The 26976-nt window shown below is 56.7% G+C and carries 25 protein-coding genes; 14 read left to right on the top strand and 11 right to left on the bottom strand.

Going from position 1 to position 26976, the window contains the following annotated elements:
- Positions 1-73 precede the first annotated feature (73 nt).
- The gene (locus C3406_RS10830; RefSeq protein ID WP_103824513.1) at positions 74-973 is read right to left on the bottom strand and encodes a LysR family transcriptional regulator; all 900 of its coding nucleotides are present in this window, start codon (positions 971-973) and stop codon (positions 74-76) included.
- A 122-nt stretch (positions 974-1095) separates the two neighbouring features.
- Here C3406_RS10830 and C3406_RS10835 point away from each other — a divergent pair, with 122 nt between their 5' ends.
- The 5 genes from C3406_RS10835 (at position 1096) to C3406_RS10850 (ending at position 5472) form a co-directional block, all read left to right on the top strand.
- A complete protein-coding gene (locus C3406_RS10835) occupies positions 1096-2349 on the top strand; it encodes an MFS transporter (RefSeq protein ID WP_103824514.1) in 1254 nt (417 codons plus the stop codon).
- A gap of 73 nt (positions 2350-2422) precedes the next feature.
- Positions 2423-3907: a carboxypeptidase M32 gene (locus C3406_RS10840; protein ID WP_103824515.1), complete on the top strand. Its 1485-nt coding sequence runs from the start codon at positions 2423-2425 to the stop codon at positions 3905-3907.
- A 149-nt stretch (positions 3908-4056) separates the two neighbouring features.
- Positions 4057-4371 (top strand): acid resistance repetitive basic protein Asr, encoded by a 315-nt coding sequence (asr, locus tag C3406_RS10845; protein ID WP_103824516.1) that lies wholly within the window; start codon positions 4057-4059, stop codon positions 4369-4371.
- Between the two features lie 93 nt (positions 4372-4464).
- Complete coding sequence (gene ydgU, locus C3406_RS26830; protein WP_471778060.1) at positions 4465-4548, top strand: small membrane protein YdgU; 84 nt, start codon at positions 4465-4467, stop codon at positions 4546-4548.
- 102 nt (positions 4549-4650) lie between these two features.
- The gene (locus tag C3406_RS10850) at positions 4651-5472 is read left to right on the top strand and encodes a trypsin-like serine peptidase (protein WP_103824517.1); all 822 of its coding nucleotides are present in this window, start codon (positions 4651-4653) and stop codon (positions 5470-5472) included.
- A gap of 1 nt (position 5473) precedes the next feature.
- Here the strand turns inward: C3406_RS10850 and C3406_RS10855 are convergent, their stop codons facing one another.
- The 4 genes from C3406_RS10855 to C3406_RS26835 form a co-directional block, all read right to left on the bottom strand.
- The gene (locus C3406_RS10855; protein ID WP_103824518.1) at positions 5474-7636 is read right to left on the bottom strand and encodes a bifunctional diguanylate cyclase/phosphodiesterase; all 2163 of its coding nucleotides are present in this window, start codon (positions 7634-7636) and stop codon (positions 5474-5476) included.
- Between the two features lie 86 nt (positions 7637-7722).
- A complete protein-coding gene (gene mdtI / locus C3406_RS10860) occupies positions 7723-8052 on the bottom strand; it encodes a multidrug/spermidine efflux SMR transporter subunit MdtI (RefSeq protein ID WP_103824519.1) in 330 nt (109 codons plus the stop codon).
- Positions 8039-8401, bottom strand: a complete 363-nt coding sequence (gene mdtJ, locus C3406_RS10865) for a multidrug/spermidine efflux SMR transporter subunit MdtJ (RefSeq protein ID WP_103826485.1) — start codon at positions 8399-8401, stop codon at positions 8039-8041. Before mdtJ ends, mdtI begins: the two co-directional genes overlap by 14 nt.
- Before the next feature lie 115 nt (positions 8402-8516).
- Positions 8517-8687 (bottom strand): protein YdgV, encoded by a 171-nt coding sequence (locus C3406_RS26835; protein WP_476629936.1) that lies wholly within the window; start codon positions 8685-8687, stop codon positions 8517-8519.
- A gap of 134 nt (positions 8688-8821) precedes the next feature.
- Here C3406_RS26835 and C3406_RS10870 point away from each other — a divergent pair, with 134 nt between their 5' ends.
- On the top strand, positions 8822-9859 hold the full coding sequence (locus tag C3406_RS10870) for an AI-2E family transporter (RefSeq protein ID WP_103824521.1): 1038 nt from the start codon (positions 8822-8824) through the stop codon (positions 9857-9859).
- Between the two features lie 3 nt (positions 9860-9862).
- Here C3406_RS10870 and C3406_RS10875 read toward each other — a convergent pair whose 3' ends face one another.
- The 3 genes from C3406_RS10875 to C3406_RS10885 all read right to left on the bottom strand — a co-directional run bounded on the left by C3406_RS10875 (position 9863) and on the right by C3406_RS10885 (position 12640).
- Entirely contained in the window at positions 9863-10807 is a 945-nt protein-coding gene (locus tag C3406_RS10875) for a zinc-dependent alcohol dehydrogenase family protein (RefSeq protein ID WP_103824522.1), read from the bottom strand.
- Positions 10808-10810: 3 nt separating this feature from the next.
- Positions 10811-11374: a DNA endonuclease SmrA gene (gene smrA / locus C3406_RS10880; RefSeq protein WP_103824523.1), complete on the bottom strand. Its 564-nt coding sequence runs from the start codon at positions 11372-11374 to the stop codon at positions 10811-10813.
- Between the two features lie 357 nt (positions 11375-11731).
- Positions 11732-12640, bottom strand: a complete 909-nt coding sequence (locus tag C3406_RS10885; RefSeq protein WP_103824524.1) for a LysR family transcriptional regulator — start codon at positions 12638-12640, stop codon at positions 11732-11734.
- A 174-nt stretch (positions 12641-12814) separates the two neighbouring features.
- Here C3406_RS10885 and C3406_RS10890 point away from each other — a divergent pair, with 174 nt between their 5' ends.
- From C3406_RS10890 to uspE, 6 genes are all read left to right on the top strand, one after another.
- A complete protein-coding gene (locus C3406_RS10890) occupies positions 12815-14125 on the top strand; it encodes a M20 family metallo-hydrolase (RefSeq protein ID WP_103826486.1) in 1311 nt (436 codons plus the stop codon).
- Positions 14125-15570 (top strand): M20 family metallopeptidase, encoded by a 1446-nt coding sequence (locus C3406_RS10895; protein WP_103824526.1) that lies wholly within the window; start codon positions 14125-14127, stop codon positions 15568-15570. Before C3406_RS10890 ends, C3406_RS10895 begins: the two co-directional genes overlap by 1 nt.
- 36 nt (positions 15571-15606) lie before the next feature.
- Positions 15607-17133 (top strand): p-aminobenzoyl-glutamate transporter, encoded by a 1527-nt coding sequence (abgT, locus tag C3406_RS10900; RefSeq protein WP_103824527.1) that lies wholly within the window; start codon positions 15607-15609, stop codon positions 17131-17133.
- A 12-nt stretch (positions 17134-17145) separates the two neighbouring features.
- Positions 17146-17661 carry a methylated-DNA--[protein]-cysteine S-methyltransferase gene (ogt, locus tag C3406_RS10905; RefSeq protein ID WP_103824528.1) on the top strand — a complete coding sequence of 172 codons (516 nt, stop codon included), beginning with the start codon at positions 17146-17148 and terminating at the stop codon, positions 17659-17661.
- Positions 17662-17844: 183 nt separating this feature from the next.
- Entirely contained in the window at positions 17845-18597 is a 753-nt protein-coding gene (fnr, locus tag C3406_RS10910) for a fumarate/nitrate reduction transcriptional regulator Fnr (RefSeq protein ID WP_032617879.1), read from the top strand.
- A gap of 137 nt (positions 18598-18734) precedes the next feature.
- Positions 18735-19685 carry a universal stress protein UspE gene (gene uspE, locus C3406_RS10915; RefSeq protein WP_103179416.1) on the top strand — a complete coding sequence of 317 codons (951 nt, stop codon included), beginning with the start codon at positions 18735-18737 and terminating at the stop codon, positions 19683-19685.
- A gap of 36 nt (positions 19686-19721) precedes the next feature.
- Here uspE and C3406_RS10920 read toward each other — a convergent pair whose 3' ends face one another.
- The 3 genes from C3406_RS10920 to pntA form a co-directional block, all read right to left on the bottom strand.
- Positions 19722-20837, bottom strand: a complete 1116-nt coding sequence (locus tag C3406_RS10920; protein WP_103824529.1) for a mechanosensitive ion channel family protein — start codon at positions 20835-20837, stop codon at positions 19722-19724.
- A gap of 112 nt (positions 20838-20949) precedes the next feature.
- Complete coding sequence (gene pntB, locus C3406_RS10925; protein ID WP_103824530.1) at positions 20950-22338, bottom strand: Re/Si-specific NAD(P)(+) transhydrogenase subunit beta; 1389 nt, start codon at positions 22336-22338, stop codon at positions 20950-20952.
- Positions 22339-22348: 10 nt separating this feature from the next.
- A complete protein-coding gene (pntA, locus tag C3406_RS10930; protein WP_103179413.1) occupies positions 22349-23878 on the bottom strand; it encodes a Re/Si-specific NAD(P)(+) transhydrogenase subunit alpha in 1530 nt (509 codons plus the stop codon).
- Positions 23879-24414: 536 nt separating this feature from the next.
- Here pntA and ydgH point away from each other — a divergent pair.
- Positions 24415-25368 carry a DUF1471 family protein YdgH gene (gene ydgH, locus C3406_RS10935; protein ID WP_103824531.1) on the top strand — a complete coding sequence of 318 codons (954 nt, stop codon included), beginning with the start codon at positions 24415-24417 and terminating at the stop codon, positions 25366-25368.
- A gap of 186 nt (positions 25369-25554) precedes the next feature.
- Complete coding sequence (locus tag C3406_RS10940; RefSeq protein WP_103824532.1) at positions 25555-26937, top strand: amino acid permease; 1383 nt, start codon at positions 25555-25557, stop codon at positions 26935-26937.
- The last annotated feature ends 39 nt before the right edge of the window (positions 26938-26976 follow it).

The raw sequence follows: 26976 nt of genomic DNA on the forward strand, positions 1-26976 counted from the left end.
CTTCTACAGTAATCGTCAAATTTTTACTTAGCCTTGTGATTTACAGCACATTTTTACCCGCTTTTTTTGCCGGTCAGCGACCCATTGCCGCGTTGATAAGCAGATCTTTGAACCGCCGTGCCGCCGCGCTGAGTTCATGGTGTTTTGACCATACCATCCACATCTCTGAAACCGCGTCCGGTTCGGTGAGCGCCACCCAGCGCATCTCATGGAGCTGCAGCCGTCTGAACGAGGCCGGCAGGATCGATACCCCCAGCCCCGCCGCCACCAGTCCGATAATGGTCATCGCCTCGCCTACCTCTTGGGTAATCACCGGGTTTACTCCATAGCGCCGCAGTAATCCCAGGATGTCGTCGTACAGACCGGTGCCAACGTGCGGGTCAAAAAAGACAAACGGCTCCTGCGCCAGCTCCGTCACCGAGATTTCAGCTCTTGCCGCCAGGGGATGATCCCGGTGGATCATCGCCAGCAGCGGTTCGCGCAGCACCCGCTGCCAGGCCAGGGTATCCGGCAACTGAGTGTTACGCATCAGGCCGAGATCGAGCGAGCCTTCGCTGAGGGGGACAATCTGCTCCCGGGTATTGATCTCCCGGGTCTGGATGTGCACATCCGGCGACAGGCGGCGAAACGACGAGAGGGTCTGGGAGATGGCGCTGATAAAGGGTGCGGAGGAGGTAAATCCGATGCGTAGCTCGCCGGTTTCGCCATGGTGCAGGCGCTCTGCCCGGGCAGCTGCCTCTTCCACCATGCTCAGAATCTGGCGGCTGTCCGCCAGAAATTGTCGCCCTGCGGGGGTCAGCCCGACGCTGCGGTTGGTGCGCGCCAGCAGGCGAGCGCCTACCTGCTGCTCAAGAACCTGGATTTGCTGGCTGAGAGGCGGTTGAGAGATATTGAGCCGCGCCGCCGCGCGCCCAAAATGCAGCTCCTCAGCGACGGCGACAAAGTAGCGCAGATGACGCAGTTCGATATCCATATTTTAAACGTATCATTTGAGATTATTAATATATTAGACAGAATATTTACAATTTCCTACCCTGATCCCTGTGGTCATACCCGTCACCAGAAATCACGGGGATGTTGAAGCAAGGAACTTACGTGAGTCGTACAACAACGGCTGATATCGCCCCAATCAATGATATCGAACTCTCACCCAACAACGCGCAACCGGTTCGGTTTATCAAACGCGGCACCCCGCAGTTTATGCGCGTCACGCTGGCACTTTTCTCCGCAGGGCTTGCCACCTTTGCCCTGCTCTACTGCGTGCAGCCGATCCTGCCGGTGCTATCCCAGGAGTTTGGCGTCTCCCCGGCCAGCAGCAGTATTTCCCTCTCAATCTCGACCGGGATGCTGGCGGTCGGCCTGCTCTTTACCGGGCCGCTCTCGGACGCTATCGGACGTAAGCCGGTGATGGTCACCGCACTGCTGCTGGCGTCGGTCTGTACCTTGCTGTCGACGATGATGACCAGCTGGCACGGGATTTTAATCATGCGCGCGCTGATCGGGCTTTCCCTCAGCGGCGTGGCGGCGGTGGGCATGACCTACCTCAGCGAGGAGATCCACCCCAGCTTTGTCGCCTTCTCGATGGGGCTCTACATCAGCGGTAACTCCATCGGCGGCATGAGCGGGCGGTTGCTGAGCGGCGTCTTTACCGACTTCTTTAGCTGGCGAATAGCGCTGGCGGCAATCGGCTGCTTTGCCCTGGCCTCCGCGTTGATGTTCTGGAAGATCCTGCCGGAGTCGCGCCATTTTCGCCCCACCGCGCTGCGGCCCAAAACGCTGCTGATTAACTTCCGCCTGCACTGGCGGGATCGGGGTCTGCCGCTGCTGTTTCTCACCGGTTTTCTGCTGATGGGCTCGTTTGTCACCCTCTTTAACTACATCGGCTACAGGCTGATGCTCTCGCCGTGGCATCTGAGCCAGGCGCTGGTGGGCCTGCTGTCGGTGGCCTATCTCACTGGTACATGGAGCTCCCCAAAAGCCGGAGCGATGACCACCCGCTTCGGGCGTGGGCCGGTAATGCTGGTTTCCACCGGCGTGATGCTGGCCGGGGTTCTGTTGACGTTGCTCGCTAACCTGTGGATGATTTTTGCCGGGATGCTGCTCTTCTCCGCCGGTTTCTTTGCCGCTCACTCGGTCGCCAGCAGCTGGATCGGCCCGCGCGCCCGTCGCGCCAAGGGCCAGGCCTCGTCGCTGTATCTGTTCAGTTACTATCTCGGCTCCAGCATCGCCGGGACGCTCGGCGGCGTGTTCTGGCATCAGTATGGCTGGAACGGCGTGGGCGGGTTTATTGCGTTGATGTTGTGTGGGGCGCTGGTGGTGGGGGCTAATCTGCACAAACGACTGCATTAATATGACGTGACCTCGTGTTTCGCCCAACCTGATGGTACTTTTAGCTATCAGTTGATGCAGACACGAGGTCTTAATGGAAAAGAATAACTATCAGCAACTCACCCGCACCTTCCAGCGTCTCTCCCGCTTCTCCCACCTCTCCGCCATCGCCAGCTGGGACATGTTTACTATGATGCCTGCGGGCGGCAGCGCCGCGCGGGGTGAAGCGCTGGCAGAGCTGAGCGTCCTGCAGCATCAAATCCTGACCGATAAAAACGTGGCCGACTGGCTGCGTAACGCCGAAAGCGAAGATCTTAACGACGTTGAACAGGCTAACCTGCGGGAGATGAAACGCCACTATCAGCAGGCTGCGCTGCTGCCGGAATCGCTGGTTGAAGCCAAATCGCTGGCGGGCAGTAAATGCGAGCATGCCTGGCGCACCCAACGTCCCGCGAACGACTGGCAGGGTTTTGCCGTCAACCTGAAAGAGGTGGTGAAACTGAGCCGGGAAGAGGCCCGCCTGCGCGCCGAGGCCAAAGGCTGCACCCCTTACGACGCGCTACTGGATATCTTCGAGCCGGACATGACCAGCGCCCGGCTGGACGAGCTGTTTGGCGATCTCAAAACCTGGCTACCGGATCTGCTGGCACAGGTGGTCGAGAAGCAGGCGCAGCAATCCTTCGTGCCGCCGCAGGGGCCGTTCCCGACCGCCATTCAGCGTGAGCTGGGGCTGGAGGCGATGAAGAGCCTCGGGTTCGACTTTAACGCGGGCCGTCTGGACGTCAGCGCTCACCCATTCTGTGGCGGCGTGCCGGAAGATGTGCGCATCACCACCCGCTACAACGAAGACGAACTGCTGAGCGCCCTGTTTGGCGTGATCCACGAAACCGGCCATGCACGCTATGAACAGAACCTGCCGCGCAACTGGCTTGGTCAGCCCATCGCCCTGGCGCGTTCTACCGCTATCCACGAATCCCAGAGCCTCTTCTTTGAAATGCAGCTCGGACGCAGCAAGGCGTTCCTCAACCACCTGCTCCCGGCCGTCCATGAACGTTTCGGCACCCAGGCGGCCTTTACACCAGAGAATTTTGTCGCCTGGAACCAGCGGGTGAAGCCTGGCTATATCCGCGTGGATGCCGACGAAGTGAGCTATCCGGCACACGTCGTGCTGCGCTATGAAATTGAGCGGGCGCTGATTAACGGCGAAATCGAGGTGGAGGACATTCCGGCGCTGTGGGATGAGAAAATGCAGGCCTGGCTGGGCTTATCAACAAAAGATAATTACCGCAACGGCTGTATGCAGGATATCCACTGGACCGACGGCGGTTTTGGCTACTTCCCGTCATACACCTTAGGCGCTATGTACGCCGCGCAGTTGTTCAGTGCGGCCAAAACCGCGCTACCGGGACTGGACGCATCCATCGCCGCCGGGGATTTCAGCGCCCTGTTCGACTGGCTGCGCCAGAACATCTGGCAGCACGGCAGCCGCTTCACCACCGCCCAGCTGATTGAGCAGGCGACCGGAGAAGATCTCAACAGCCGTTACTTCCGCGATCATCTGACCTCGCGCTATCTGTAATCCCCCACGCCGGGTCATCGACCCGGCGTTGTACATATGGTTACACGCCGATACCAATCACTCACGGAAGCCCCGAAATTTCAGGGATATAGTTCTTTCAACGGCCCCGCAGTGGGGTTAAATGAAAAAACCAATTCGAGGGTAAGATGATGAAAAAGGTATTAGCTCTGGTTGTTGCCGCTGCTATGGGTCTCTCTTCTGCTGCATTCGCCGCTGACGCTGTTGCCAACACCGCGGCTCCGGCTGCCACCTCTACCGCGGCACCGGCTGCGAAAACCGTGCACCATAAAAAACACAAAAAAGCCGCTGTACAAAAAGCGCAGGCGGCTAAAAAGCACCACAAAAAAGCTGTGAAGAAAGAAGAGGCCGCACCTGTAGCCCAGAAAGCGCAGGCAGCGAAAAAACACCATAAAAAAGCAGTGAAACACGAAGCTGCTGCTCCAACTGCAAAACCGGCTGCATAAGCCCGCTTAGCTTAACGTGTCCGAGACGGACACGTTGGTCATCGGCGCTGTACCGGCAAGGTGGCAGCGCCGTTTTTTTATCCGGAGGGCGTTATGTTGCAGCGCTATCGGTTTGAGTTAATTCTTGTCACGCTTATTTTATGCGCACTTGTCGCGGGTGTGTTTTATATTTCCTGACTGTAGTACGCTGATTTTACTCCCACTTTCGCGCTGTCCCGTCTATAGTTAATTACCAGGGTTCATATTTAATAATCATAATTAATCCCTTTAGAGGGTGATATGCGTAAATCTGTTGCGATTGTGCTGGGAACATTTTTTCTCTTTTCTGGATTAAGTCATGCGGACGATGGCGACAACGAGGCTGCGAACGCCAAAGAGATTCAAACGCTGTTTTTTGGTCATGACGATCGCACGCGTGTCGCCGATCCGTCCCGCGCGCCGTGGGAAGCCATTGGCCAGCTGGAGACAGCCAGCGGAAATCTCTGTACCGCCACCCTCATCACCCCTCGACTGGCGCTGACCGCCGGACACTGTCTGCTGGTGCCGCCGAAAGGTAAACCGGATAAGGCCGTTGCCCTGCGCTTCATCTCTCAAAAGGGGAGCTGGCGTTATGAGATCCACGGCATTGAAGGCCGCGTCGATGCTTCGCTAGGCAGACGGCTGAAAGCCGACGGCGATGGCTGGATTGTGCCGCCTTCTGCCGCCTCGTGGGATTTTGGTCTAGTGGTGTTGCGCAACCCGCCATCGGGTATCACCCCGCTACCACTGTTTGCCGGGGATAAAGCGGAGCTGACTGCCGCCCTGAAAGAGGCCGATCGCAAGGTGAGCCAGGCGGGATACCCGGAAGATCATCTGGATGTGCTGTACACCCATCAGGACTGTATCGTCACCGGCTGGGCGCAAAATAGCGTGCTGTCCCATCAGTGTGATACCCTGCCCGGCGACAGCGGTTCGCCGCTGATGCTGAATACCTCCGCAGGCTGGCAACTTATCGGCGTTCAAAGCTCGGCCCCGGCGGCGAAAGATCGCTGGCGGGCCGATAACCGCGCCCTGTCGATCACCGGTTTTCGTGACAAGCTTGCAGAGCTGGCCCAGGAGTGACTTAACACTGGCGCTGCTGGCGTAGCGCCATAATCGCCTCTATCGGCATCGGCTGACTGTACCAGTAGCCCTGGAGCTGATCGCAGCCCGCCAGACGCAGCAGCTTCATCTGTTTTTCGTTCTCCACCCCTTCTGCGACCACCGTCATCCCCAGCGCGGTGGCAATGCGCACCGTACCGCTCACCAGCGCCGAGGCCTGTTCGTCATGATCCAACAGCCCGGCCAGCGATTTATCTATCTTGATGGTATTGAAGTTAAAGCGGCGTAGATAGCCGATACTGGAGTAGCCGGTACCGAAATCGTCCAGCGCCACCGCGATGCCCTGCGCCTTAAGATTATTGATGGCTGAGCGTGCCCGCTCGGGATTTTCCAGCACGTAGGTTTCGGTTACTTCCAGCTGCAGGCGCGTGGGGGGAAAGCGGCTGAGGGCCAGCGCACCTTCCACTTTGGCTTCAAATTCGGGATCACGAAACTGCGCCGGGGAGATGTTGACCGAGAGTTTTAAATCCGTGTATGGCTCCAGGTCCTGACAGGCCCTTCTGAGGACAAACTGCCCCAGGCCGTAGATCAGACCGCTGGTTTCGGCGACGGTAATAAACTCATCCGGCGCCAGCGGCCCCTCGGGACGCCGCGGCCAGCGCACCAGCGCTTCCACGCCGACCATTTTCTGGCTGCGGGCATCGATGATCGGCTGATACCAGACGTCAAACTCATTATGTTCCAGACCATGACGGATCTGCCCCTCAATCGCCAGCCGACGCTCGCGCGCGTTGTTCAGCTCGGCATCATAGTGCGTCACCCGCCCCTTGCCGGTAATTTTCGAGTGGTACATGGCAATATCGGCGCGACGGAACAGCTCGGTGCTGGTGCACTCCACCAGCGTGCCGCTGGCGATGCCGATACTGGCGCCAATGTGGATGGAACGCTCACCGACGACGATGGGCGAGTGGAGATAATCAAGCACAAAGCCACCAAACGCCGAGGCGAGCGCTTCGGCGTTGTCGCCCCCGATGGTCATGGCAAACTCATCGCCGCCCATCCGGGCCAGCATGCCGTCTTTAGGCACATTGTCGCGCAGCGCGCCCGCGATGATGACGATCAGCGCATCACCCACTTCATGGCCGTAGATATCATTGACGTCCTTAAAGCCGTCGAGATCGATAAACACCACGCTTTTACGATCGGTATCGCCGCGCTGGCTCACCCGCTCCAGCTCTTCAATCAGCGCCCGGCGGTTGGGTAGATGACTCAGCCAGTCGGTGCGCGCCACCGACCGCGCCAGCGTCTCCCCCCGCGCCAGTTTATATAGCCCCACGCAGCTGAAGAGGATAAACAGCAAAATCAGCGCCGCGGTGAGCAAGACGATCTGCGTGATGTCGAGGGAGGCCGCTTTCGCCGCTGCGGCCCCCGGCAGTCGCGGCTGCCATGAGAGATAGCCCAGCACTTCGCCGGACGAGCTTTTTAGCGGCACGCTGACGTCGCTCACCCGCTCCGGCGTAAAGGTCAGGTTATCGATCTGAAATGTATTCCCGAGATCGCGCAGGATTTGTGGGTTGATGTGGCGAGTGATCACCAGAAAACGACGCGTATTATCCCCCACCCGCAGGCTGCCAATCGTCGGACGGATCAGGCCAACGCCAACAAAAGCAATCCCTGCCCGGGTACGGGTGATCCCGGCGTAGATATTTTTATCTGAGCGCAGGGCGTTGGTATGCATCAGGATCAGCGATTTTAAACCGTCGCCAAAGAAGTCGAGGTTTTTTTCAGCGAAAGGCTGGCCCTGGAACGATCCCCACAGCACCCGAAACCGTTCGTCGAGTACAAAGGTGCCGTCATAGAGATTATTTACTTTATAGCCCGCGCCCCAGGTGTTGTAGAGCCAGTCGATGTCGAGCGCCGGGCGATAGGCCTCCCGCACGGCATCGTCCCAGACCGCGTTATCAATCACCAGCGACCAGACCCGGTTCACCGATGTCTGAATCGCGCCCTCTACCGAGAGCGCGGTGCGCTGCTCGTCGATTTCGTTGGCTTTACTGCTGATAAGGTTGAGGGAGAGATAGAGCAAGGCGACCACAGAGAAAATTAAGCCGACCCCTGCCATGAAGATCATGGCAAACAAGGTCTTGGCAGAAGGAATTTTATGCCAGCTTAAAGGGTTACGCATTCAGTCACCGTCCTTTTTTATGCCCTCCGTCTAAGCGTAATACAGGAGATAAATTTCGCTGCCTGTAATGACAGGCAGCGACGTTATCAGGCCAGTTTTATCATGATCATTCCGGCGAGGAGGAGCACCAGGCCAATCCACCCTTTTTGATTCAACCGCTGTCCGAAGAGGATCCAGCCTGCGGCAAGCGTTGCCGCAATACCAAACCCGCCCCACAGGGCATACGCAACCGACAGATCAATCCCCTTCACCGCCTGTGACAGCGCGCTGAAGGCGCCCAGTACCGCGGCAATCGACAGCAGGCCGTAGGTTTTGCGGCGAAAACCGTCTGAGAATTTGAGCAGAACGTTGGCAATAATTTCGAGCACGATAGCCAGGGCTAACCAGGCGGCATGGATCCACTCAAACTGCTGCATGGGTCACCTCCGTACGCGATTTTGCCGGTTTTCGGGTGCCGGATTTAATTAATATGATGCCCGCCACCAGCGTCGTCAGACCGGCCACTTTCATCAGGGAAAGCGACTCATCAAACAGCATCACGCTGAAGAGCGTAATTAACAAAATACCAATACCTTCCCATAACGCGTAGGCCACGTCCAGTGCGATTTTTTTAACCGCAAAACTGAGGAAAATATAGGACAGCGCAATCATCGATAGCATTAAAATATAGCCGCTGTGACTGCCGGTGACGCTGGCCCATTTCATGGAGAGGGTGCCGGTTATTTCAGCAACGATAGCAAGACCTAAGAGGATCCAGTAAAACATCTTTTTCTCCTGCTTGAGAATATAATCCTTCGCGGCTCGCCAGTAACGGCAGCCGGATAAAAAAAACGTAACAGATTAGCCGGACGCAATGCGCCAGCTCAGGCAGAGAGAGGGTCTACAGCGCGTTGCGCCAGTGTTGCTCGCCAGACATAAGGCAAAAAGAGGAGAACAGAGCGGGAGTGATTTTTGATAAAACGGTACTGAACAGATTGTCCATAAAATTACAATTATCTGCGGTATTGCTTCTCGTCATTGCAGATGAAAATTGTCTCCGGTAGTTAAACACAGCTGATTTCTACCATAAGCCAGGATTTTACTCAAAGTTTTTTCATTTCTTTACCCTCATCGTTTGCGTTTGGTTAATTTATTAAACGTGCTGCACCGTTAGAATAAATATAAAGGACATTATCAGGAGCCAGCATGGCGAAACCCATTATTACCCTCAACGGATTAAAAATAGTCATCATGCTTGGCATGCTGGTGATTGTACTGACCGGGATCCGTTTCGCGGCGGATATTATCGTGCCCTTTATCCTGGCGCTGTTTATCGCCGTGGTGCTTCAGCCTGTTGTGCGAAGACTGGTGCGGCTTCGTCTGCCACGCGTGCTGGCTATTACCCTGCCGATCCTGCTTATCGTGGTGCTGATGGCTTTGCTGGTGGCTTATCTAGGCACCTCGCTGAATGAACTGGCCCGCACCCTGCCGCACTATCGCACCTCGCTGGCCGTTCCGCTGCTGCATCTTGAGCCCTGGCTACAGCGGGCCGGAATTGAAGTGTCGATGGAAGAGCTGCTGAAATATATCGACCCCAATGCCGCTATGACGCTGGTAACCGCCCTGCTGGCCCAGCTCTCCAGCGCCATGACCTCCATTTTTCTTTTGCTGCTGACCGTGGTCTTTATGCTGCTGGAGGTGCCACAGCTGCCGGCGAAACTCCAGCCGCTGATGACCCGCCCGGTGGAAGGCATGGCTGCCATCCAGCGCGCCCTTGACAGCGTGTCGCACTATCTGGTGCTGAAGACCGCCATCAGTCTGGTGACCGGGCTGGTGGTGTGGGGGATGCTGGCGGCGCTGGAAGTACGGTTCGCCTTTGTCTGGGCGCTGCTGGCCTTTGCGCTGAACTATATCCCTAACATCGGTTCGGTGCTGGCCGCCATTCCCCCTATCGCCCAGGTGCTGGTCTTCAGCGGTTTTTACGCTGCGCTGGTGCTGCTGGCAGGCTATCTGCTGGTGAACCTGATCTTCGGCAATATCCTCGAGCCCCGCGTGATGGGCCGCGGGCTGGGTCTCTCCACCCTGGTGGTCTTTTTGTCGCTGATCTTCTGGGGCTGGCTGTTGGGTCCGGTTGGCATGCTGCTGTCGGTGCCCCTGACCATTATTGCGAAGATTGCGCTGGAGCAGACTCAGGGCGGCAAAAGCATTGCCCTGCTGCTCAGCGATATGAGCCGGGAAACGTGACGGTTAGCCAAACTCCAGCACCGGCTTGCGGGTTCGTCCCGCCTGGCGGTAATGGGCAAGCGCCGACTGCCAGTCGGTAAAAGGCAGTAGCGTCGTGTCACTGTAATGGCTGGCGACAAGCCATAACCAGATATCGCGAAATGTGGCCTGCCACGCCTCAGGTGCGAGTGCATCCAGATAGTTGCGGATATGAAACCAGTGCACCGACGGAAAGTGACGCTGTAATGCAAAGGGCTGACCGGAGAGCAAACCGTAGCAGATAAAGGCGGCACTTTTGTCCATCGCCCCCAGAATCGCCAGCGCCAGCTCGCCGCCGGTGGCGTCATAGACGATATCGCTGGCCGCAGCGAGGGCACGCACGCTGTCCAGCTCGTGCTGGGCAACCGGGATAATCCCCATCGCCCGCAGCCGATCTGCGTGTACCGCCGAGCGGTGAACGCCGTAGACCTCGGTTGCGCCCTGCCGCAGCGCCCACTGCCCCAGCAAAATGGCGCAGTCCGAACCGGCGGCCGTCAACAGCACCCGTTTCCCCTGTGGGGGATAGAGGCTGAGCATCAGCCAGGCCGCCAGCGGATTGATGAACGCCCGCGCCGCCAGCGAGTCAGGAATGGTATCCGGAACCGGGATTGCAAGCGTCGCCGGGCAATCCACATACTGCTGCCAGGTGCCTTCCCCGCGCAGGGGCAAAACCCGCGTGCCGATAAGCGCAGCCGCGCTGTCCGGCGCGGCAGTCACTCGCCCTACGCCTTCGTATCCGGCGACGGCAGGCAGGGTAATGCGATGGCGGTAAGCGCCCGTAATGGGGATAAGATCCGACGCGTTGACCGGCGCCATCAGCATCTGCACCCGAAGATATCCCGGCTGCAGCGGCGCTTTTATCGCCGTTTCCCGCCGCAGAACAGTCCCAGGCTCACCAAACTGGCGATAGCATAAAGCGGTGTTTTCCATACGCTAACGGCTGCGTTTGGCGTGACGCTCAAAGTTTTCCTGCTTCGCTTCACCTGATTTACGCAGCGCGACGTAACAGGCGCCGCTGCCGCCGTGGTGCGGCTGGGCGACGCAAAAGGCCTGCACCGCTTCAAACTCCGTTAACCAGCGCGCCAGATAACTGCGCACGATGTTGGCGTAAGAATTGTCGTCGCGCCCTTTACCATGAATGATAATCAGGTTGCGCAGACCGTCACGCTCCGCCTGACGGATAAAGGTGTAGAGCTGCTGGCGGCACTGCTCAACGGGCTGGCGCAGCAAGGTCAGGCTCGCCTGACGCGGATATTTACCCGAGCGCAGCTTGTCGATAACTCCCTGTTGTACCCCTTCACGCTGGAAAGCCAGCTGCTCGGCCAGAGGGATCACATCCAGAAAGCCGGTGGTCAGAAAGTTATCAAGCTGGGTGGTATCCACAGGCTGGCGGGTGCGCGTGGTCCGCGCTGGCTGCCAGTGGACCTCAGCACAGCGCTTGAGGGGCTGGACATCCTCCATCGCATCGAGAAAAAGCGATTTATCTTCTGGGTTCATGGCATCCTCCTGCTTAGCTGACAGGCTACTATACCTCCCCCCTTACCCTGGCTCAATGCGGCGTTGCCCTGTCTGCACGGCCAAAGGACAACCGATAAGAAAATAATAATAAATACAGTTATTTTAATTGGTAATTAAACCTGCCTGAAGTTTATTTTTATTAATGATAAAGTTTATGACTTAGGTAAAACTTTTAAAAACCAGGCGCTTTCTTATCTGTATTATTGTCAGGAAATGATATATACAAAGGTATCTGCACTATGGAAACAATAAGCAGAGTCGCATGTGGAGCAATGCTGTGTGTACTGTGGGGTCTGTTGGATGTCGACAGGCTCCATTTTTTTAACCTTAATGTGGTTAAGAAATAACCTGCCGGGCGTGGCGTCTGAATTGTGTGATTAAAGATGCAGTCAACGGCGTTTGTCGTGAATCCCTTCTTTGAATGAGGTAATAGGTGGCTTTTGGTAGGGGTTCTTTAACCGGGATCATGACCAGACGCTGCGCCAGCAGCGGGTCGCAGCCTAACTCCTGCGGCAAAATGCTAAGAAAATCACTGTGCGCCACCAGGCTGATACTTGACGAAAAGGTTTCACATACCACGCCTATATGCGGGATCTGTTCGCGATGAGAAAACATCTCTTCCAGCTGCTTATAATAACTGCCGCGGGGTGTTGGCATTGTCCAGCTGTATTTCAGTAACTCATTAATTGATTTAGCGCCAATCGCCGGATGACCTTCGCGACAAAATATCGCAAACGGTTTCTCAAACAATTTTTCAAACGTAAATTCATGATCATAAGGCCCCTGATAATAGGTATTTATGGTGAAATCGAGTTCGCCCTGACGTAATTCATTAATCATCGAAACTAATTGTCCCTCCATAATTCGCACTTTGACCTGGGGGTGTTGCTGATGGAAGCGGGTGATAACCGCGGGCATTAGCAAACGAGCAATACTGGCGCCCATGCCAATATTAATCTGCCCCGCCTGCTGGCCCTGTCGCTGACGAATATCATCCTGGGCGCTGCGCAACTCTTCGAGGATCAGACTGGCATGCTGATAAAAACTCTCTCCGCACTCGGTGAGGGTCACCCCTTTACTGCGGCGGATGAACAGCTGCGCCGCGATGCCCTCCTCCAGCTCTTTGATCGATTTGGTCAGCGCCGGTTGCGACAGGTTCAGTACCCGGCTGGCTCCCCGAATGCTTCCCTGTTTTGCCACTTCCACGAACGCCCGCAACTGGTGAAATTTAACCTGAAATGTCATGTCGGCACCGATAACCGTTGTTTATCAGAGAAAAGAAACTGTCATCTACTGTAATGGAATTGATTGTGCCAGGGTAAGCCACGAACGGTTAAATCTGTGAAAAAACGGTTAGTGATAAGTAAAAACTATCACAGTGTGAAGCAGTTCACATATTCTTATGATACAGGAAACGATATGCATACACTGGCGCAGGACCTGAAGGCCCTCTTCCCCCAACTCATCGCGTGGCGACGCGATTTTCACCATTTTGCTGAATCCGGATGGGTGGAGTTCCGCACCGCGGCAAAGGTCGCAGAGAGACTGGATCGCCTGGGCTATGACCTGGCGATGGGCCGGGATGTGGTCGATGCCGACAGCCGGATGGGCCTGCCTGACGATGCCACCCTGGCAGAAGCCTTTGCCCGCGCCCGTCAGCAAGGCGCGCCTGAAAAATGGCTTGGCGCCTTCGAAGGCGGTTTTACCGGTATTGTCGCCACGCTGCAAACGGGCCGCCCCGGGCCGACGCTGGCGTTTCGTGTGGACATGGACGCGCTGGATCTCGATGAAGCCCGCGACAACGACCATCTACCTTTCCGGGAAGGTTTTGCCTCCTGTAACGGCGGCATGATGCACGCCTGCGCCCACGATGGTCACACCACTATCGGCCTTGGACTGGCGCATCTGCTGATGCGGTACCGCGAGCAGCTCAACGGCACCATCAAACTGATCTTTCAGCCTGCCGAAGAAGGTACCCGCGGCGCACGGGCGATGGTGGCGGCCGGCGCGCTCGACGGCGTGGACTATTTCACCGCCATCCACATTGGTACTGGCGTCCCTGCGGGCACCGTCATCTGCGGCAGCGATAACTTCATGGCCACCACCAAATTCGACGTGCGCTTTACCGGCGTAGCGGCGCACGCGGGTGGCAAACCCGAAGAGGGGCGCAATGCCCTGTTGGCCGCTGCCCAGGCCGCCATTGGTCTGCACAGTATCGCCCCGCACAGCGAAGGCGCGTCGCGCGTCAATGTCGGTGTGATGCAGGCGGGCAGCGGGCGTAACGTCGTGCCCGCCAGCGCCCAGCTGAAAGTGGAGACCCGCGGCGAGAACGAAGCGATTAACAACTACGTCTTTGCGCGCGCCAAAGCGGTGATAGACGGTGCAGCGGCGATGTATGGCGTCAGCAGCGAGTTGCGGCTGATGGGTGCGGCCACCTCCAGCACGCCGTCCCCGGCGTGGGTGAACTACTTACGCGAGCAGGCGCAACAGGTGGCTGGCGTTGAGCAGGCTATCGATAAGGTGAAAGCCCCTGCCGGCTCAGAAGATGCCACCCTGATGATGGCCCGGGTCCAGCAAAACGGCGGGCTTGCCTCCTATATGGTATTTGGTACCACCCTCAGCGCCGGACATCACAACGAAAAATTCGACTTCGATGAGACGGTGATGTTGATTGCCATCGAAACCCTGGCGCGTACCGCGCTTAACTTCCCGTGGACGCGAGGTGTGTAATGTCGTCAATTTACCGTTTTGTTGAGGACGCCATCGACACCCGCGCGCAGCAGTTTACCGCCATTGCCGATGCGATCTGGGATCACCCGGAGACCCGTTTCGAAGAGTTCTGGTCTGCCGAACGGCTGGCCAGCGCCCTGGAAGAGACGGGCTTTACCCTGTCCCGCGAGGCAGGTGGCATACCGAACGCCTTTATTGCCAGCTACGGCGAGGGGAAACCGGTTATTGCCATTCTCGGTGAGTATGACGCCCTGGCAGGATTAAGCCAGCAGGCGCACTGCGCCACCCCGCAAAGCGACACCCCGGGGGCCAACGGCCACGGCTGCGGGCATAACCTGCTCGGCACCGCCGGGCTGGCGGCCGCGGTGGCGGTAAAAAGCTGGCTGGAGCAGCACGGCGGCAGCGGTACCGTGCGCTTTTACGGCTGCCCCGGCGAGGAAGGCGGATCGGGAAAAACCTTTATGGTGCGTGAGGGGTTGTTCGACGATGTGGATGCCGCCGTTACCTGGCACCCCGAAGCGTTCGCAGGCATGTTTAACGTCAGCACCCTGGCCAACATCCAGGTGGCATGGCGTTTTCACGGCACCGCGGCCCATGCGGCTAACTCCCCGCATCTTGGCCGTAGCGCGCTGGATGCCGTCACCCTGATGACCACCGGCACCAATTTCCTTAATGAACACATTATTGAAAAAGCCCGGGTCCATTACGCCATCACCGATACCGGGGGCATCTCACCGAACGTGGTGCAGGCGCAGGCGGAAGTGCTCTATCTGATCCGCGCCCCGGAGATGGCCGACGCGCAGCAGATCTATGAGCGTATCGAAAAGATTGCTCAGGGCGCGGCGCTGATGACCGAAACCACCGTGGAGCGACGCTTTGAAAAGGCCTGCTCCAGCTACCTGCCTAACCGGACGCTGGAGGCCGCCATGTACCGCGCCGTTCAGCATTACGCTACGCCAGAGTGGAGCTACGAGGAGCGCGCCTTCGCGGCGGAGATCCGCGCCACGCTGAGCGACAACGATCTGCAGAACAGCCTGAAAAATATCGCCGCGACCGGGGGTGAAGCGGGTAAAGCGTTTGCCCGCCGCCATCAGCAGACCCTGCTGATTGACGAGGTGGCCCCTTATGCCATCACCGATAACGTGCTGGCGGGCTCCACCGACGTGGGTGATGTGAGCTGGAAAATGCCGGTTGCCCAGTGCTTCAGCCCCTGCTTTACCGTGGGCACACCGCTCCATACCTGGCAACTGGTTGCCCAGGGTCGCACCTCCATTGCCCATAAAGGCATGCTGCAGGCGGGCAAAGTGATGGGCGCAACCGCCCTGGCGCTTCTTCAGGATCCGGCGCTGCTGGCCGCCTGCCGCGAGGAGTTTACTCAACAAATAAATGAAAAACCGTACGTTTGCCCGATCCCAGAAAACGTGACGCCGTCACCTTTAAAATAATAAAACACAACAACACAACACTCCCGAGGAACGCCCATGAGTATGTCATCCATACCTTCGCATTCCCCTACCGGCAAGCTCTATGGTTGGGTTGAAAGGATCGGCAATAAAGTGCCCCATCCTTTCCTGCTATTTGTCTATTTGATTGTGATTTTGATGGTCGCTACCGCCATATTATCGGCCTTTGACGTCAGCGCCCGTAATCCGGCTGACGGCAGCATGGTGGCGGTAAAGAACCTGCTCAGCGTTGAAGGTCTGCACTGGTTTTTACCGAACGTGGTCAAAAACTTCAGCGGCTTCGCACCGTTGGGGGCCATCCTGGCGCTGGTGCTGGGGGCGGGTCTGGCTGAACGTTCCGGCCTGCTGCCTGCGCTGATGGTCAAGATGGCCTCCCACGTCAGCGCGCGTTACGCCAGCTATATGGTGCTGTTTATCGCTTTCTTCAGCCATATCTCATCGGATGCCGCGCTGGTGATCATGCCCCCGATGGGAGCGCTGATCTTCCTTGCGGTGGGAAGGCATCCGGTGGCGGGTCTGCTGGCGGCCATCGCCGGGGTCGGCTGTGGCTTTACCGCCAACCTGCTGATCGTCACCACCGACGTGCTGCTCTCGGGCATCAGCACCGAAGCGGCCAAAACTATTGATGCTGCGATGCACGTCAGCGTGATCGACAACTGGTACTTTATGGCCAGCTCGGTGATTGTGCTGACGATTGTCGGGGGGCTTATCACCGATAAGATCGTTGAGCCGCGTCTCGGCAAATGGCAGGGCAGCAGCGATGAAAAGCTGGATTCGTTATCGCCGGAGCAGCGCCGGGGGCTGCGGGTGGCCGGGGTGGTGTCACTGCTGTTTATCGCCGTTATTGCGCTGATGGTGGTGCCGGAGAGCGGCATCCTGCGCGATCCGGTGAAACATACCGTGCTGCCCTCACCGTTTATTAAAGGCATTGTGCCGCTGATCATCCTCTTCTTCTTTGTCGTCTCACTCGCCTACGGCATCGCCACGGGCAAGGTGCGTCGTCAGGGCGATCTGCCTCAGCTGATGATTGAGCCGATGAAGGAGATGGCCGGGTTTATTGTGATGGTGTTCCCGCTGGCGCAGTTTGTCGCCATGTTTAACTGGAGCAATATGGGCAAATTTATGGCGGTGGGACTGACCGATATTCTGGAGAGTGCCGGGCTGAGCGGCGTGCCGGCGTTTGTGGGCCTGGCGCTGCTGTCGTCCCTGCTGTGCATGTTTATCGCCAGCGGTTCGGCCATCTGGTCGATTCTGGCCCCTATTTTCGTGCCGATGTTCATGCTGCTGGGGTTCCACCCCGCCTTTGCGCAGATCCTCTTTCGCGTGGCGGATTCATCGGTGATCCCGCTGGCGCCGGTCTCCCCCTTTGTACCGCTGTTTTTAGGCTTCCTGCAGCGCTATAAGCCCGAGGCGAAACTGGGTACCTACTATTCGCTGGTCCTGCCGTATCCGCTTATCTTTTTAGGGGTATGGTTGCTGATGCTGGTGGCGTGGTATCTTGTCGGCCTGCCTATCGGGCCAGGGGTCTACCCGCGACTGAACTAAGGAATGTGCCAGATGCTGAGATTACTCGAAGACAAAATTGCAACGCCCCTCGGGCCGCTATGGGTCATTGCCGATGAGCAATTCAACCTGCGCGCCGTTGAGTGGGAGGAGCACAGCAACCGGATGGTGGAACTGCTGAATATCCACTACCGGGCGCAGGGCTACGAGCGCATCAGCGCCAGCAATCCGGGCGGGCTGAGCGAAAAGCTCACCGCCTGGTTCGAGGGCGATCTCAGCATTATCGACACCCTGCCAACCGCCACCGCAGGCACCCCTTTTCAGCGTGAGGTGTGGCAGGCGTTGCGTTCCATTCCCTGCGGCCAGGTGATGCATTATGGGCAGCTGGCCGCACAGCTTGGACGCCCGGGCGCGGCGCGTGCCGTCGGGGCGGCAAACGGCTCCAATCCGGTCAGTATTGTGGTGCCCTGCCATCGCGTTATCGGACGTAACGGCACCCTCACCGGCTATGCTGGCGGGGTGCAGCGCAAAGAGTGGTTACTGCGTCATGAAGGCTATTTACTGCTGTAGTTCCAGGCTTTTAGTGCTTAATATTCCTTAAGTTAGTCGAAATATCCGCAACCAAGTTGTGGAATTTCAAGAAGATGCTAACACATTCACGCTTCTTGTCCTTATTGATGGTTTCCCCAGGCTTACGCAGGGTCAAAAAAGATGTTAAAATTGACCAATATCAATTAAGGCTTGAGCATACCTATGATCCCGGAAAAGCGAATTATTCGACGCATTCAGTCTGGCGGTTGTGCTATCCATTGTCAGGACTGCAGCATCAGCCAGCTCTGTATCCCGTTTACCCTGAATGAGCACGAGCTTGATCAGCTTGATAATATTATCGAGCGTAAAAAGCCGATTCAGAAAGGGCAGACGCTGTTCAAAGCGGGAGACGAACTGAAATCGCTGTACGCTATCCGCTCTGGCACCATCAAGAGCTATACCATCACCGAACAGGGCGACGAGCAGATCACCGGCTTCCACCTGGCGGGCGACCTGGTCGGCTTTGACGCTATCGGCACCGGTAACCATCCGAGCTTCGCCCAGGCGCTGGAAACCTCAATGGTTTGCGAAATCCCGTTTGAAACTCTGGACGATCTGTCAGGCAAAATGCCTAACCTGCGTCAGCAGATGATGCGTCTGATGAGCGGTGAGATCAAAGGCGATCAGGATATGATTCTGCTGCTTTCCAAAAAGAATGCAGAAGAGCGCCTGGCGGCGTTTATCTACAACCTCTCCCGTCGTTTCGCTGAGCGCGGCTTCTCTCCTCGTGAGTTCCGTCTGACCATGACCCGTGGCGATATCGGTAACTACCTGGGCCTGACCGTTGAAACCATCAGCCGTCTGCTGGGTCGTTTCCAGAAAAGCGGCATGCTGGCGGTAAAAGGTAAATACATCACCATTGAGAATGGTGAAGCGCTGGCGGTGCTGGCGGGCCACTCGCGTAACGTCGCATAAATTCATCTGACTGCTGTATGCCAGATCGGTAATTTTACTGATTTATTGATCTGGCAAAACTTCCCCTCTGTTTCATTTTATATATATAGGTTACTCTTTTACTTACAGACTGTGGTGACAGTAGTAAGGAGACCTGTATGGCAAAGTATCAAAACATGCTGGTGGCCATCGATCCTAATCAGGACGATCAACCGGCGTTACGACGAGCTGTCTATTTACATCAACGGATTGGTGGCAGAATCAAAGCGTTTCTGCCGATATATGACTTTTCTTACGAAATGACCACCCTTCTGTCGCCTGACGAACGCACCGCTATGCGTCAGGGCGTGATCAGCCAGCGTACGGCCTGGATCCGCGAACAGGCAAAATTCTATCTTGATGCCGGTGTACCCATTGAGATTAAGGTGGTGTGGCATAACCGTCCGTTTGAAGCCATCATCCAGGAAGTGGTGAGCGGCGAACACGATCTGCTTCTGAAAATGGCCCACCAGCACGACAAGCTGGAAGCGGTGATTTTCACGCCGACTGACTGGCACCTGCTGCGCAAATGTCCGTGCCCGGTGTGGATGGTCAAAGACCAGCCGTGGCCGGAAGGCGGCAAAGCGGTGGTGGCGGTCAATCTTGCCAGCGAAGAGAACTACCACAACGCCCTCAACGAGAAGCTGATCAAAGAGACGCTCTATCTCGCCGAGAAGGTCAACCATACCGAAGTCCACCTTGTGGGCGCCTACCCGGTTACGCCCATCAATATCGCCATTGAACTCCCGGAATTTGACCCGACCGTTTATAACGACGCCATCCGCGGCCAGCATCTGCTGGCGATGAAATCGCTGCGGCAAAAATTTGGTATCGATGAAAAACTGACTCATGTCGAAAAAGGGCTGCCTGAAGAGGTGATCCCCGACCTGTCCGAGCATCTGCAGGCTGGTATCGTGGTGTTAGGTACTATTGGCCGCACCGGTATTTCAGCCGCCTTCCTCGGCAACACCGCCGAACAGGTGATCGACCATCTGCGCTGTGATCTGCTGGTCATCAAGCCCGATCAGTACCAGACCCCGGTTGAGCTCGACGACGACGAAGACGACTAAATGTAAAAAAGCCCGCCAATTGGCGGGCTTTTTTTTCTAGCTCTCGGTGGCGGGCTGTGTCGAAGGCTGTGCGCTGTCGCCCTCTTTCATCCACGGCGCATGCAGCACCATGCTCGGCAGGGCCAGTTTTACCCCCTCCTCATTCAGGCTCTCCAGGATCCGGATATTGATCTCCTGCTGGATATCCATGTATTTGTTGTAATCCGCGGTGTTGACGATATGCACCACCTCAAAGGTGAGGCGGTCTTTGTCAAAACCGAGCAGATGGGCACGGTCGAAACGCGTTTCGCCGATATCGGTGATGATTTTTTTCACGTTATCGCCAATGATGCGCAGCTTCTCAGGCGGCGTGTCGCTGGCGACGCCAAAGGTAAAGACGATACGGCGCGTCTGCATACGCTTATAGTTGTGCAGCGTTTGCTGAAGCAGGATCGCATTACCGCAGACAATCTGCTCCCCGCTCAGGCTGCGAATACGCGTCGTTTTAAGACCGATATGCTCCACCGTCCCGGCCACATCGTTAAACACCACGAAATCGCCAATTTCAAAGGGTTTATCGAACCCTATTGAGAGCGAAGCGAAGACGTCGCTCAGGATAGTTTGCACCGCCAGCGCAATGGCGATACCCCCCACCCCCAGGCTGGCAACCAGCGCCGTGATATTAACGCCCGCGTTGGCAAGAATAGAGAGCAGCATCACTGACCAGACAACCGCCCGCAGGATCAGGCCGGTGATCACCAGCGTCACGGGGTTTTTATGGCTTCCCGGCGCCAGCATCACGTGTCGTAGCCAGGAGACTACCCCCTGATCCATCCACAGCGCCACCTGAATCGCCAGCACCAGGAACCAGGCGTGGCTGAGAGTGCCGGAGAGGCGGTCAGGAAGTTCCACGAAGCGCAGGCTGATAAGAAAAGCGACCACAAAGAGCATGACCCGGCTGGTTCTGTTCAGCATCTCGGTGAGGATCAGCTGCATCCGGCGTGTGGTGGGATGTTTATCGCCCCAGTTGGTGATCCCCTTGTGTACAAAGGTGATGATGCGCTTTAACAGCCAGTAAACCAGAAGCGTCACCACCACCACGGTACCGAAGCCAATCCAGAACGTGGGGGTCATCATGAGCGCCAAAAAATCGAAGTGGGACAAAAACCGCATTATCTCTCCTCCCTTTACACAAAGTTAAAAGTATAGACAGATGGAATACATTGGCGGCAGAAATAAGAAAACCGCCCTGGTGGGCGGTTTATTCAGAGTGAATCAGAGAGGCTTACAGCGCTTTTAAGATCGCATCCACGCTGGCCTTGGCATCGCCAAACAGCATGTGGGTGTTCTCTTTAAAGAACAGCGGGTTCTGTACGCCAGCGTAACCGGTGTTCATGGAGCGTTTGAAGACGATAACGTTCTGCGCCTTCCACACTTCCAGAACCGGCATACCGGCGATCGGGCTCTTCGGATCGTCCTGTGCCGCCGGGTTGACGGTGTCGTTGGCGCCGATAACCAGCACGGTATCGGTGTCGGAGAAGTCGTCGTTGATCTCATCCATCTCCAGCACGATATCGTAAGGCACTTTCGCCTCAGCCAGCAGCACGTTCATGTGGCCTGGCAGACGGCCGGCAACCGGGTGAATACCGAAGCGCACCTTAATGCCGCGAGCACGCAGACGTTCGGTGATTTCCGCAACCGGATACTGCGCCTGCGCTACCGCCATGCCGTAGCCTGGGGTGATGATGACCGTGTGCGAATTTTTCAGCATGTCAGCCGTCTCTTCCGCGCTGATTTCACGATGCTCACCTACCTCTTCCTCACCGCCGGAAGTTTGTCCGTCGGTACCAAAGCCCCCGGCGATCACGCTGATGAACGAGCGGTTCATCGCTTTACACATGATGTAGGAGAGGATCGCACCGCTGGAACCCACCAGCGCACCGGTGACGATCAGCAGGTCGTTGCTCAGCATAAAGCCCGCCGCCGCCGCCGCCCAACCGGAGTAGGAGTTCAGCATGGAAACCACCACCGGCATATCGGCACCCCCGATAGAGGCCACCAGGTGCCAGCCAAATGCCAGCGCGATGATGGTCATCACCAGCAGCGCCAGTACCTGCAAGCCCACGCTGTCGGTGCGCACGAAAACTACCATCAGCAGAAACGACACCACCAGCGCGGCGAGGTTCAGCTTGTGACGGTTTGGCAGCATCAGCGGTTTAGAAGAGATTTTGCCGCGCAGCTTACCGAACGCCACGATAGAACCGGTAAAGGTCACCGCCCCGATGAAGATGCCAAGGAACACTTCAGTCAGGTGGATATTGACCAGAATCGGATCCATCCCCGGCTCGTGATAGAGGTAGCTGTTAAAGCCAACCAGTACCGCCGCCAGACCCACGAAACTGTGCAGGATCGCCACCAGCTCCGGCATCTCGGTCATTTCCACGCGTTTGGCAAGACGAATACCAATAGCACCGCCGATGATCATCGCCACCAGGATCCACGCGACGTTGCCGGTGTCCGGTCCGAAAATCGTGGCAATCAGCGCAATCGCCATCCCGGCGATACCAAAATTGTTGCCCTGCTGCGACGTTTCATGTTTTGAAAGCCCCGCGAGGCTGAAAATAAACAGGACCGCGGCAACAATGTATGCAGCGGTAACTAATCCTCCAGACATAGGTTACCCCTTATCCCTTACGAAACATTTTCAGCATGCGCTGAGTCACGGTGAAGCCACCGAAAATATTGATACTGGCGATCAGTACCGCGATAAAGCTCAGGAAACTGACCCAGCCGCCGTGACCAATCTGCAATAATGCTCCGACCACAATGATCCCGGAGATGGCGTTGGTAACCGACATCAGCGGCGTATGCAGCGCATGGGAAACGTTCCACACCACGTAGTAACCCACCACGCAGGAGAGCGCGAAGACGGTGAAGTGGCCGAGGAACTCTTTCGGTGCCACGTCTGCCAGCCAGCCAAAGAGGATAATGGCCAGCGCCATCAAGGCGTACTTACGCCACGGCGAAGCGGGTTTTTCAGGCTCTTTTGGTGCAGGGGCGGCTTTGGCGGCGGCCTGCGGTTGCGCGGAAACCTGAATCGGCGGTGCTGGCCAGGTGATTTCACCCTCACGGACCACGGTGACGCCACGCACGACGACGTCCTCAAAATCAACGGTGATCGTGCCGTCTTTCTCTTTGCAGAGCAGCTTCAGCAGGTTCACCAGGTTGGTGCCGTAGAGCTGGGAGGACTGGGTTGGCAGACGGCCCGGCAGATCGGTATAGCCGATCACCTTCACGCCGTTAGCGGTGGTGGTGACCACACCCGGAACGGTGTATTCGCAGTTACCGCCGTTTTGCGCAGCCAGATCGACGATCACGCTACCGGCCTTCATAGAGTCGACCATTTCGCGGGTGATCAGTTTCGGTGCCGGTTTGCCCGGAATGAGCGCGGTGGTGACAATGATGTCCACCTCTTTCGCCTGGGCGGCGAACAGCGCCATCTCGGCTTTAATAAAGGCTTCGGACATCACTTTGGCGTAGCCGTCGCCGCTGCCCGCCTCTTCTTTGAAGTCCAGTTCCAGGAACTCGGCGCCCATACTCTGCACCTGTTCTTTTACTTCCGGACGGGTATCAAAAGCACGAACGATTGCGCCGAGGCTGTTCGCCGCGCCAATAGCTGCCAGACCGGCAACGCCTGCGCCAATCACCATGACTTTCGCGGGTGGGACTTTACCCGCAGCGGTGATCTGGCCGGTAAAGAAGCGACCAAACTCATGTGCCGCCTCGACGATGGCGCGATAACCGGCGATGTTCGCCATAGAGCTCAGGGCATCCAGCGACTGCGCACGCGAGATACGCGGCACAGAGTCCATCGCCATGACGGTGACGCCGCGCGCTGCCAGCTTCTCCATCAGCTCCGGATTCTGGGCTGGCCAGACGAAGCTCACCAGCGTGGTGCCCGGATTGAGCAGCGCGATTTCATCCTCTTCTGGTGCATTGACCTTCAGAATGACATCCGAATGCCAGACGTTTGCGCCATCTACAATCTCTGCGCCCGCCTGAACAAACGCCTCGTCATCGAAACTTGCCAGCTTGCCTGCGCCGCTTTCAACCGCGACGGTAAAACCCAGTTTTAGGAGCTGTTCCACCGTTTTTGGTGTCGCCGCTACACGGGTTTCATTGGCAAACCGTTCTCTTGGTACCCCAATACGCATAGTAATCCCTTCCATCGGTTTTTGATGATGGTTTGTCGAATATTCATCACGGATATATAACGACAGCAACAGGCGTTAACCTGCCGCTCACGACTATCCGCAGAAAATAAAACAGTAACAAACTTTCTATAACCTACTGAAAATACCGCCTGTGATCCACAGCAAGAAAACACTTTTTATGCCTTTAACTGTCAAAAATAAGTGATCTGCATCTCTGACAGGCATATCTACCTTTATTTCGTCGCCAGGGCCGATGTTTAGCTCAGTCGAAGCGGTAAAAACACGATATAGCGCCAGCTAGAAACAACTTATTAACATTAAATCAACTTGTGAAAGTTATATGCTTTATTAGTTTTAGTGGTCAAACGGGTATTTTTTCAACATATCTCTAAAGGTTATGGAAATTGATCGCCCCCTTGCTGCTCGCTATAAAAAATGGCGCAGACAGCAGAGGGTGTTAAATGCAATAATCGTCAACGTTTTCAAATTAACAACTACACCAGTACCTGGTTTGCGTAAGGCGAAGGATTATTTTTATGAAGCTTAAGAACACTCTCCTGGCGTCCGCACTCCTTGCTGCGACCGCTCTGTCTGCCAATGCCGCGACAGAGTTAACGCCGGAGCAAGCGGCTGCAACGAAACCTTACGATCACGTTACGATCGTAGGTCGTTTTAACGCAATTGGCGATGCAGTTAATGCCGCCTCCAAACGTGCCGATAAAGAGGGCGCCGCCGCATTCTACGTCGTGGATAACTCCGAATACGGCAGCAGCGGCAACCAGCGCGTCACCGTTGCGCTCTATAAAGCCGATGCCCCGAAAGCGGATGAGGTGAAAAACCGTGTGATCAACGGCGTGATGGAGCTGCCGAAAGATCAGGCCGTTCTGCTTGAGCCGTATGATACTGTCACCATTCAGGGCTTCTACCGCAGCCAGCCGGAAGTGAACGATGCCATCACCAAAGCCGCAAAAGCGAAAGGGGCTGACTCCTACTACATCGTTCGCCAGATCGATGCTAACCAGGGCGGCAACCAGCGCATCACTGCTTACATCTACAAAAAAGATGCGAAAAAACGTGTCCTGCAGAGCCCGGATGCCATTCCGGCTGACTCTGATGCTGGCCGCGCAGCCATTGCCAAAGGCGGCGAAGAAGCGAAGAAAGTGGAAATCCCGGGCGTGGCGACCAGCGCTGCACCAGGCGCTTCCGTTGCCGGTGTGGGCCGTTTCTTCGAAACCCAGACCACCAAAGGCGGTCGTTACAGCGTTACGCTCAACGACGGCACCAAAATTGAAGAGCTGAACAACGCCACTGCCGCGCAGATGATTCCGTTCGACAGCATCAAGTTCACCGGTAACTACGGCAACATGACCGAAATTTCTTACCAGGTGGCGAAGCGTGCGGCGAAGAAAGGGGCCAAGTATTACCACATCACCCGCCAGTGGCAGGAGCGCGGTAATAACACGACCATCAGCGCTGACCTGTACAAATAAGTACCCGGGTTCACTCAGGCGGCGTTATGCCGCCTTTTTTTTCGCTTTACCGCCACAATTCAGCCCTTCCTCATTGCATGCGCTCGTAACACTCCGTAAAATCCCGCGCCTTAGTGTGATCCACCATTTTTATGCGCTTCGACGAAATAATTATTCTGGATCTGACCCTTTTTAAAAAGGAAGCCAATGGAAAAGAAACTTGGCCTGAGCGCTTTAACTGCGCTTGTTTTAAGCTCCATGCTCGGTGCGGGTGTATTCAGTCTGCCGCAGAATATGGCGGCCGTCGCCAGCCCGTCTGCGCTGCTTATTGGCTGGGGGATCACCGGCATCGGGATCCTGCTGCTGGCCTTCGCCATGCTGCTGCTGACGCGCATTCGTTCCGACCTCGACGGCGGTATTTTTACCTACGCCCGTGAAGGCTTTGGTGAGCTGGTGGGTTTCTGTTCCGCCTGGGGCTACTGGCTGTGCGCGGTGATCGCCAACGTCTCTTACCTGGTGATCGTCTTCTCTGCGCTCAGTTTCTTTACCGACTCCCCTGAACTGCGCCTGTTTGGCGATGGCAATACCTGGCAATCCATTGTCGGCTCCTCGGTGCTGCTGTGGGTCGTGCATTTCCTGGTACTGCGCGGCGTCCAGACCGCGGCCAGTATCAACCTGGTCGCAACGCTTGCGAAGCTGGTGCCGCTGGGGCTCTTTATCGTGCTGGCGTTTATTGCGTTTCGTCTCGATCTCTTCAGCATGGACTTTTCCGGCGTGGCGCTGGGTGTCCCGGTCTGGGAGCAGGTGAAAAACACCATGCTGATCACCCTGTGGGTCTTTATCGGGGTGGAAGGCGCGGTGGTTGTCTCGGCCAGGGCGCGCAATAAGCACGATGTTGGTCGCGCCACGCTGCTGGCCGTACTGGCCGCATTAGGGGTCTATCTGCTGGTCACCCTGCTCTCCCTGGGGGTGGTGGCGCGTCCGGAACTGGCGGAGATGCGTAACCCCTCGATGGCGGGCCTGATGGTGAAAATGATGGGTTCCTGGGGCGAGGTGGTGATTGCCGCCGGTCTGATCGTCTCCGTATGCGGCGCCTATCTGAGCTGGACCATTATGGCGGCAGAGGTGCCGTTCCTGGCCGCAACCCATAAAGCCTTCCCGCGTCTGTTCGCGCGGCAGAACAAAAACAATGCGCCGTCCGCGTCGCTGTGGTTGACCAACATCAGCGTGCAGATCTGTCTGGTGCTGATCTGGCTCACAGGTTCAGACTATAACACGTTGTTAACCATCGCCTCCGAGATGATTCTGGTACCCTATTTCCTGGTGGGCGCATATTTGTTAAAAATAGCTACCCGACCGATGCATACCGTCGTGGGGATGGGCGCCTGTATTTACGGCTTATGGCTGCTGTATGCCTCCGGACCGATGCATCTGCTGCTCTCCGTCGTGCTCTATGCGCCGGGACTGCTGGTGTTTATTTATGCCCGTCGCACGCACCAGCTCCAGCACGCGCTGAAGCGCCGTGAAATCGTGCTGATTGGCTTATTACTGGTTGCCGCATTACCGGCAACGTGGATGTTGATGGGATAAGCAACCGCGTCCCATCGTCGAACGGATAAGGAGAACACG

Origin of the sequence: Leclercia sp. LSNIH8, assembly GCF_002920195.1 — a bacterium.
Classification (GTDB): Bacteria; Pseudomonadota; Gammaproteobacteria; order Enterobacterales; family Enterobacteriaceae; genus Enterobacter.